The sequence below is a fragment of the Nostoc sp. S13 genome, assembly GCF_029379315.1.
Classification (GTDB): domain Bacteria; phylum Cyanobacteriota; class Cyanobacteriia; order Cyanobacteriales; family Nostocaceae; genus Nostoc.
On the sequence record NZ_JAQYWQ010000183.1, the window covers coordinates 1 to 9,003 of the forward strand.

The 9,003-nt window shown below is 41.2% G+C and carries 8 protein-coding genes; 7 read left to right on the top strand and 1 reads right to left on the bottom strand.

The genetic code is table 11. From position 1 onward, the window contains the following. Positions 1-228, bottom strand: a 228-nt coding sequence (locus tag PUQ00_RS31055) for a hypothetical protein (RefSeq protein ID WP_300423687.1), incomplete at its 3' end; no start/stop codon positions are given. 216 nt (positions 229-444) lie between these two features. Between PUQ00_RS31055 and PUQ00_RS31060 the strand changes: the two genes are divergently transcribed. The 7 genes from PUQ00_RS31060 to PUQ00_RS31085 all read left to right on the top strand — a co-directional run bounded on the left by PUQ00_RS31060 (position 445) and on the right by PUQ00_RS31085 (position 8,400). After that, positions 445-780, top strand: coding sequence for a DUF2499 domain-containing protein (locus PUQ00_RS31060; protein WP_300423689.1), 336 nt, complete (start codon positions 445-447; stop codon positions 778-780). After that, positions 777-1,076 carry a DUF3593 domain-containing protein gene (locus PUQ00_RS31065; protein ID WP_300423691.1) on the top strand — a complete coding sequence of 100 codons (300 nt, stop codon included), beginning with the start codon at positions 777-779 and terminating at the stop codon, positions 1,074-1,076. Before PUQ00_RS31060 ends, PUQ00_RS31065 begins: the two co-directional genes overlap by 4 nt. Positions 1,077-1,130: 54 nt before the next feature. Next, on the top strand, positions 1,131-1,904 hold the full coding sequence (gene hisA / locus PUQ00_RS31070; protein WP_300423693.1) for a 1-(5-phosphoribosyl)-5-[(5-phosphoribosylamino)methylideneamino]imidazole-4-carboxamide isomerase: 774 nt from the start codon (positions 1,131-1,133) through the stop codon (positions 1,902-1,904). 117 nt (positions 1,905-2,021) lie between these two features. After that, positions 2,022-2,693 carry a Uma2 family endonuclease gene (locus PUQ00_RS31075; RefSeq protein WP_300423694.1) on the top strand — a complete coding sequence of 224 codons (672 nt, stop codon included), beginning with the start codon at positions 2,022-2,024 and terminating at the stop codon, positions 2,691-2,693. 46 nt (positions 2,694-2,739) lie between these two features. Beyond that, entirely contained in the window at positions 2,740-2,901 is a 162-nt protein-coding gene (locus PUQ00_RS31080) for a hypothetical protein (RefSeq protein ID WP_300423695.1), read from the top strand. Positions 2,902-2,968: 67 nt separating this feature from the next. After that, a complete protein-coding gene (locus PUQ00_RS32980) occupies positions 2,969-3,319 on the top strand; it encodes a hypothetical protein (RefSeq protein WP_335029600.1) in 351 nt (116 codons plus the stop codon). Next, positions 3,298-8,400: an AAA family ATPase gene (locus tag PUQ00_RS31085; protein WP_335029601.1), complete on the top strand. Its 5,103-nt coding sequence runs from the start codon at positions 3,298-3,300 to the stop codon at positions 8,398-8,400. The genes PUQ00_RS32980 and PUQ00_RS31085 overlap by 22 nt, the downstream gene beginning before the upstream one ends. Positions 8,401-9,003: the final 603 nt, after the last annotated feature.

Below are 9,003 nucleotides of genomic sequence, written 5' to 3' on the forward strand. Positions count from 1 at the left end.
AGCCTCTGAACTCGACACTTGAGCCTTTGAACTCGACACTTGAGCCTCTGAACTCGACACTTGAGCCTCTGAACTCGACACTTGAGCCTCTGAACTCGACACTTGAGCCTCTGAACTCGACACTTGAGCCTCTGAACTCGACACTTGAGCCTCTGAACTCGACACTTGAGCCTCTGAACTCGACACTTGAGCCTCTGAACTCGACACTTGAGCCTTTGAACTCGACACTTGAGCCTCTGAACTCCGACGTTGAACCTCTGAACTCGGAATCTTTAAAATTCTAAAAGAACAAGTAAAGATTTTGTTTAAACAAATATAAAATTCAAGCTACATCTCACCTTGACAGCGCTACTCCTAACTCCTAACTCCTAACTTATAATTCCCCATTACCCGTTATACCCAGAGGGGGCCCCACCTTCCCCACTCCCCACTCCCCACTTTCTTATGCACGCCCTATCGATTCCCACCTGGATTATTCATGTTTCTAGCGTTATTGAGTGGATTGTCGCCATTTGGTTAATCTGGACTTACGGCGAACTCACTGGTAATCGCAATTGGTGGGGATTATCCCTTGCCATGTTACCAGCTTTAGTCAGCGCCATGTGTGCTTGTACCTGGCATTATTTCGACAACGCCGAATCTCTGGAATGGCTGGTAACGCTTCAAGCTACCATGACCTTAGTTGGTAATTTTACGCTTTGGGCAGCAGCGTTTTTAATTTGGCGTTCTACCAAATCTCCTGACACTGTTGAACCAAAACCTATCAAATTAGAGCAATGATTTCTAAAGAAACCCTATTTGCGCTTTCACTGTTTCCCTACTTGGGTTTCTTGTGGTTTCTCAGCCGCAGTCCGCAAATGCCGCGTTTAGCGCTATATGGATTTTACGGCACTCTCGTGTTTGTTGCCGTCACCATCCCGGCAGGGATTTATGCTGTATTACATTATGGCAAGTCTTTAGCAAATGTAGATTGGTTGCACGGCAGTGCAGAAGCATTTTTGACGCTTTCTAATATCTTGCTTGTGCTGGGTTTTGGGCAAGCTGTAAGGCAATTAAAAATGAAAAATGACAAATAGTAAATTCAGCTATAGCTAGCGGTTTGATTGCATTGAGTTATGAGGAAAAAATAAATGGATGTAATTCCAGCGATTGATTTACTAGAAGGTCACTGTGTGCGACTGTATCAAGGAGACTATGATCGCTCGCAAGTTTTTAGCGAAAATCCTGCTGATGTTGCCAAACAGTGGGTAGATCAAGGTGCTACTAGATTGCATATAGTTGATTTAGATGGTGCTAAAGCAGGTAAAGTCGTAAACCTGGGGGCAATTGAAGCGATCGCACATGCAGTGTCAGTACCCATTGAAATTGGTGGAGGATTGCGCGATCGCACCAGCGTGCAACAAATATTCAATCTAGGCGTACAGTGGGCAATTCTCGGCACTATCGCCGTAGAACAACCCCAGCTAGTACAAGAATTGTGTGCAGAATTTCCCGAACAAATTATTATCGGTATTGATGCCCGTAACGGACGCGTAGCAACTCGCGGTTGGTTAGAAACCTCGGAAGTTTTAGCAACCCAATTGGCTGTACAAATGCAAGAATTGGGTGCAGCCGCCATAATTTACACAGATATCCACCGAGACGGTACACTTACAGGCCCGAATTTAGAAGCTTTGCGAGAACTTGCGGCGGCAATTTCCATCCCGATAATTGCCTCTGGCGGGGTAAGTTCTATCACCGATTTGTTGAGTTTGTTGGCGTTAGAACCTCAAGGCGTGACTGGTGTGATTGTCGGACGTGCTTTGTATACTGGGGATATTTTACTCAAAGAAGCATTACGAGCGATCGGGCCTGGGCGGATTCAGGATATTCCACCGAATCTAGGTTTTTCTACTTTTGCTTGACATTTTCTGTCTTTGCACACACTCCACACACTGACTCAAAGTACTGAGTACAGTGTTGGATTTTGAACCAATCCGACTATTTGTTTTAGCTAAACAGTGAACGGTACGGAGGATGAAATGGTTGTTACACTGCAACTGCGCCAAATCGACCTTCAACCAGGGCAGTGCTTGACATTGCGCGAGATCAGTTGGGCAGAGTTTGAAGCAATTCTAGAGGAACTTGGAGAACATCGTGCTGCACGAGTTGCTTATTATCAAGGGGTGTTAGAGATTCGGATGCCTTCACCAGAACATGAAGTTGACAAAGAATTAATCGGCGACATGGTTAAAATCCTACTTGATGAGTTAGAACTTGACTGGGAACCTTACGGCTCGACAACATTTAAGCGATGCCTACGGCGGGCTGCGCCTACGCAAATGGCAGTAGGTGTAGAACCGGATACCTGTTTTTATATCCAAAATGCTCGCCAAATGATCGGCAAGCGACGGTTAGATTTGTCAGTTGATCCACCACCAGATTTAGCAATTGAAATTGATGTTACCTCAAAGACCCAGCTTAGTGCTTATGTGGCGTTGGGTGTACGTGAACTTTGGTGTTACGGAGGTGGCAAGTTGCAAGTATTTGTCTTAAATCAAGCAGAATATGTTGAGATGGAAACTAGTCCCACATTTGGGAATTTGCCTGTGATTGAAGGAATATTGCAGTTTTTGCAACTCAGCCTGACAGAAGGATCTAGTTCAGCGCGACGAGCATTTAGGCAGTGGGTGCGTGAAGTGTTAGCTAAATAATATCAAGTTAGATGGAAAGGATTTTGTAGGTCTGTGCTATTTTGTCGTGGACATTTTAGGAGTACAAGGATATTCATATAATTCTTCTTACGCAGCTATCAACATTTTAGTGGATAAGGGAGATATAGAAATTTATGATGTTGACAATCCATATGGAAATATGCCAACTAAAGCTATAAAGGTGAGTCAAATGGATGCAATGCCTTAATCTATAGCTGTAAATATTGCGATGTTTTTGGGAACCCTAGATAGTAAGGTCTCAAAAATTAAGCCGTATGGTCAGCATTTCTGGATATCATGTTAGCAAAAAACTCTACAACGGTTCTCGAACCTTAGTTTATCGCGCTAATCGAGAGATTGACCAAAAATCTGTGGTGATTAAGCTGATGAAAACTGCTTATCCCAGCTTCAGTGAATTAATACAGTTTCGCAACCAGTTCACGATCGCCAAAAATCTGAATCTACCTGGAATCATCCAAACCTACAGCCTAGAACCGTATCAGAATGGCTATGCGTTAGTGATGGAAGACTTTGGGGGAATTTCCTTGAAGGAATGGGGAGTAGGGAGTGGGCAACTCGGCCCCCCCTCTGGCGATCAGGGGCAATGGGAAGTGGGGGAAGCGTAAAATCTCTGATTGAGTTTTTATATGTAGCGATCGCTCTGTGTAATGCCTTAGATATTCTAATTCGTCATCGGGTCATTCACAAAGATATTAAACCCGCCAATATTTTAATTAATCCCGAAACTAAAGAAGTTAAGTTAATTGACTTTAGTATTGCATCTCTGTTGCCACGAGAAACTCAAATCCTCATGAGTCCTAATGTGCTAGAAGGGACACTCAGCTATTTGTCTCCAGAACAAACTGGACGCATGAATCGGGGAATTGATTACCGGACTGATTTTTATTCACTTGGTGTAACTTTTTACGAATTACTAACAGGGCAATTACCATTTCAATCGCACGATCCGATGGAATTGGTACATTGTCATATTGCAAAACTTCCGCCTTTAGTAGATGAGATTAATCCGCAAATTGCGCCTGTACTCTCATCTATCGTCAGCAAATTGATGGCGAAAAATGCCGAAGACCGCTATCAGAGCGCATTCGGGCTGAAATATGATTTAGAAAATTGTTTACATCAGCTAAAGGGAACGGGGAAAATTGCAAGTTTCCCAATTGCCCAACGGGATGTGTGCGATCGCTTTATTATCCCAGAAAAACTCTATGGTCGTGAGCATGAAGTTGAAACTCTGCTAAAAGCATTTGACCGCGTTACCAACAATCAGACGGAACTAATGCTAGTGGCTGGTTTTTCTGGTATTGGTAAAACTGCTTTGGTCAATGAGGTTCATAAACCCATTGTCCGGCAAAGAGGCTACTTCATCAAAGGCAAATTTGACCAATTTAATCGTAATATTCCCTTCTTTGCTTTTGTGCAAGCGTTTCGAGACTTAATGGGGCAATTACTGAGTGAATCAGATGAACAATTGTCAACTTGGAAAAATAAAATTTTACAAGTGGTGGGTGATCAGGGGCAAGTCATTCTTGAGGTAATTCCCGAACTAGAACGAATTATTGGTGAACAATCACCTGCAACCCAACTTTCACCAAGTGCAGCACAGAATCGGTTTAATTTACTCTTCCAAAAGTTCATTCAGATATTCACCACAAAAGAACATCCATTAGTAATTTTCCTCGATGATTTGCAGTGGGCCGATTCTACATCACTCAAATTGATGCAGTTGCTGATCAACGAGTCAGGAAGTGGATCTTTACTTTTAATTGGAGCTTATCGGGATAATGAAGTTTCTGCTGCCCATCCATTGATGTTGACATTAGATGAAATTGCCAAAGCCAATGCTACGATTAACAAAATTACATTAGCTCCACTGAGTGAAGCAAGTTTAAATCAACTGGTTGCTGATACCCTAAACTTTCCACTACAAACTACACAAATTCTAACACAATTAGTTTATCAGAAAACCAAGGGTAATCCATTTTTTAGTACGCAATTTTTCAAAGCCCTGCATCAATATCAGCTAATTACATTTGATTTAGATAGCGGAAGCTGGCAATGTAATATTGCCCAGTTGAAGACGTTAGCTATAACAGATGATGTGGTTGATTTTATGGTGTTACAGTTGCGAAAATTGCCAGAACCAACGCAGGATGTTTTGAAATTAGCAGCTTGTATTGGGAATCAATTTGATTTGGCAACATTGGCAATTGTTTCGGAAAATTCCGAAACCGAAACAGCAACATATCTGTGGAAAGCATTACAAGAAGGATTAATAATACCACAAAGTGAAGTTTATAAATTCTATGTTGGGCGGGAAACACAGGATTTAGCACAAAGTTCGCTAACTGTAAATTATAAATTTTTACATGATCGTGTTCAACAAGCGGCTTATGCGTTAATCCCAGAGTCAAAAAAGCAATCCATCCACCTACAAATTGGCCAACTGCTATTAAGCAAAATACCCATTCAAAAGCAGGAAGAGAGAATTTTTGAGATTGTTAATCAGTTGAATATTGGTGTAAAGTTAATCACTCAACAGTCTGATAAAGAACAATTAGCACAGTTAAATTTGCTAGCTGGGCAAAAAGCCAAACTATCCACTGCTTATGCTAATACAATGGAATATATAAATTGCGGTATTCAGCTATTGAGAACAGATAGCTGGCAACAACAATATTCACTCACATTAGCCTTACATGAAGAAGCTGCTTCGGCAGCCTATTTTATGGGTCAATTTGATCAGGTAGAAGAGTTTGTTAAGCAAGTGCAACACCATGCCAACGTCTTACTAGATCAGGTGAAATCGATTGAGATCCAAATCCAATCTTATTTAGCTCAGAGTCGTTTTGATGATTCGATTCAGACTGCGATCGCACTGCTAAATCTCTTAGGGGTCAAACTATCTCATCAAGCAAATAAAACGCAAACATTCCTCAGTTTAGCCCAAACAAAATTACGACTTTTAGGTAAATCTCCTTTAAATTTGATTGATTTACCTGACATGACGGGGGACAAACAACTGGCAGCAATCCGAATTCTAGCTAGTACAAATTCAACGGCTTATATTGGTCGTCCAGATTTACTGCCACAAATAATCTTGAGCGAAGTCGATTTATCGATGCAGTACGGAAATGCGGCAGCATCTGCATTTGGCTATGCCTGGTATGGATTGATTGAGTGTGGCATTCTGGGAAATATTCAGACAGGTTATGAATTTGGTCAATTAGCATTACAAGTTCTCGAAAAATTTCATAGCAAGGAATTTAAAGCTAGAACCTTCTTCATTGTTCAAACATTTATTAATCACTGGCATGAACCGCTTCAAGACACAATTGCACCGTTAACCGAAGCCTATCAAGTGGGGTTAGAAACAGGAGATATTGAATATGCTGCTTGGGCTAGCTATACCTGTAGTTTTCATGGATACTTTATGGGGCAGGAATTGGCTGAGTTAGAAAAACAGATGGGTGACTATGCTGAAGTCTACAGCCATTTTAGACAAGAAAAACCTGAGATGTATATTAATTCATTTCGTCAAGCCATCTTGAATTTGTTGGGATCTACTAATCCCAGTTACTTATCAGGTGCTGTTTATGATGCACAAACTATTCGCCTATTACAAGAGCAAGCAGGCGATCGCACTGGATTGTGCTTTAGCTATGCTAATGAACTGATACTTTGCTACCTGTTTGAAAATTATACCGGAGCATCTGAGGCAGCAATTAATGCAATAACCTATTTAGATGGGGTAACATCGGCCGCAGTTGTACCAATAGTTTATTTTTATCAGGCACTAACCCAACTAATTCTCTATCCAACAGCAACGGCTACCGAGCAAAAACAGATTATTAAAAAAGTAACATCTCATCAGAAAAAGCTGAAAAAATGGGCGCATCATGCCCCAATGAATCATCAACACAAATTTTACTTAGTCGAAGCAGAACGGCATCGGATTTTGTTGCAAAAAAACAAAGCAATGGAATTGTACGATCGCGCCATTTCTCTTGCTAAAGAAAACAAATATATCCAAGAAGAAGCCTTGAGCAATGAACTAGCTGCCAAGTTCTACCTTGACTGGGGCAAAGAAAAAATCGCTCAAACTTACATGCAAGAAGCTTATTACTGCTATGCCCGTTGGGGTACTAAAGCCAAAATCGAGGACTTAGAAAAACGCTATCCTCAACTCCTGGCTCCCATCTTACAAGGGCAACTTAATCGCTTTCAACTGAGTTCAAATGTCGATACATTATATCAAACCATCCACACAAACCTTTCTAGCACCAGTATTTCTGAAGCTCTCGATTTGGCTACTATCTTTAAAGCCTCACAAGCTCTCTCCAGTGAAATTCAATTAGAGCAATTACTCACGACCCTTTTGAAAGTAGTGATAGAAAATGCTGGGGCACAAAAAGCTGCCCTGCTTGTAGTCCAAGAGGGCAACTTAGTGGTTGAAGCTGTAGCCACTATTAATCAAGGAGTGATGCTGGTATCTGTACCATTGTCAACCAGTGAAGGTATTCCGATTACACTAGTAAACTCTGTCAAACGCAGCTTAAAAACTGTTGTGTTCGATGATGTAACAGCACAAACTGATTTTATCGCTGACCCATATTTCATGCAGCAACAACCTAAGAGTGTGTTGTGTACGCCGATATTAAATCAGGGTAAAATCATTGGGCTGCTATATCTAGAAAATCCGTTGACAATTGGTGCATTTACTCGCGATCACATCGAAGTTATCCAACTGCTATGCGCCCAAGCTGCCATCTCTCTAGAAAATGCCCGTCTTTATCAAGAATCTCAAAATTATGGACAACAGTTAGAGCGATCGCTGCAAGAACTTGAGCAAGCCCAACTCCAAATGGTGCAAAATGAAAAAATGGCAACCTTGGGCAATTTGGTTGCAGGGGTGGCACATGAAATTAATAATCCCATTGGATTTCTCGAAGGCAGTCTCAACAATGCCGAAGAGTACACTCAAGACTTACTCGCCCATATCCAATCCTACCAACAACATCATCCTACTCCAGCGATCGCAGTCATCCAGCATGGCGAAAAAATTGACCTAAAATTCCTGACTGAGGACTTCCCAAAGCTAGTAAGTTCGATGAAGGTGGCTTCGGGACGAATTAGAGACATTAGTACTAGTCTCCGCACCTTTTCCAGAGCCGATACAACCGAAAAAGTTGCTTGTAACCTCCATGAAGGGATTGAGAGTACGCTGTTGATTTTGAAGTATCGTCTTAAAGCTGACGAAAAACGTCCAGCGATCGAAGTCATCACCGAATACGGAAAATTACCGCCTGTCAAGTGCTTTTTAGGACAGATAAATCAAGTATTTATGAACATCCTCGCGAATGCAATTGATGCCTTCGATACATCCATTCAGGGACGTTCTTTTGCCCAAGTGCAAGCCGATCATCAGCAAATACTGATTTACACCGAAGTATCCAGTGACCAAGGCAGGGTAACAATTCGTATTAAAGATAACGGTCAGGGGATGCCAGAGGAGATTAAAGTGCGGATTTTTGACCACCTGTTTACAACTAAAGAGGTGGGGAAAGGAACGGGATTAGGATTAGCGATCGCTCGTCAAATTGTTGAGGAAACCCACGATGGGCGGTTGAGTTGCAATTCTGTGCTTGGTGAAGGAACAGAATTTGTCATTGAGATTCCAGTGTCTTAACGGCCACTACTCCCATTTAAAAAATTACAGATTTAAGACTTACTTCCCAACCTAGCTTTTAAGGGCTGTTCTTGTTAGGTCTGTATTCCATGCAATTACAACAGTTTTCATGTATTTGAACCACATGTGTCGTAGGGTAGTACAGATGTGCTATCCTACCGCGTGGTCTATTTTCTTAAATTTTCTCTGAGATATTTCAGTAATCGACAATACCCGTAATGTAGATTAAATTGTATTAGACTTTCAAATTTAGTATTATGCCTAATCAAGAACAAAATTCCAACAAAGCATTGAACCAAACACAGCCTAGTGGAACAACGAAGAAAATACAACCTCCCCCAGACCTCAAAAAACCCAAGAAAACCGAATAAAAAGCTTTATAGTTCCTTGTAGAGGCTTAATTAAATTTAAGCCTTTATAATTATAATCAAAAATAAATCAGGTAAAAATTCAGCAGTTAGAAGTCAGAATTTAGAAGTAACCCAGTATAATTGCTATATTGATTTATCGAACATAATTCAGGAGTCAGGAGTCAGAATTAAGAATGAATTCTGTACGACTGGTGGATGAATAATCGGCGTTTTTGCACCCCCACCAAATTTT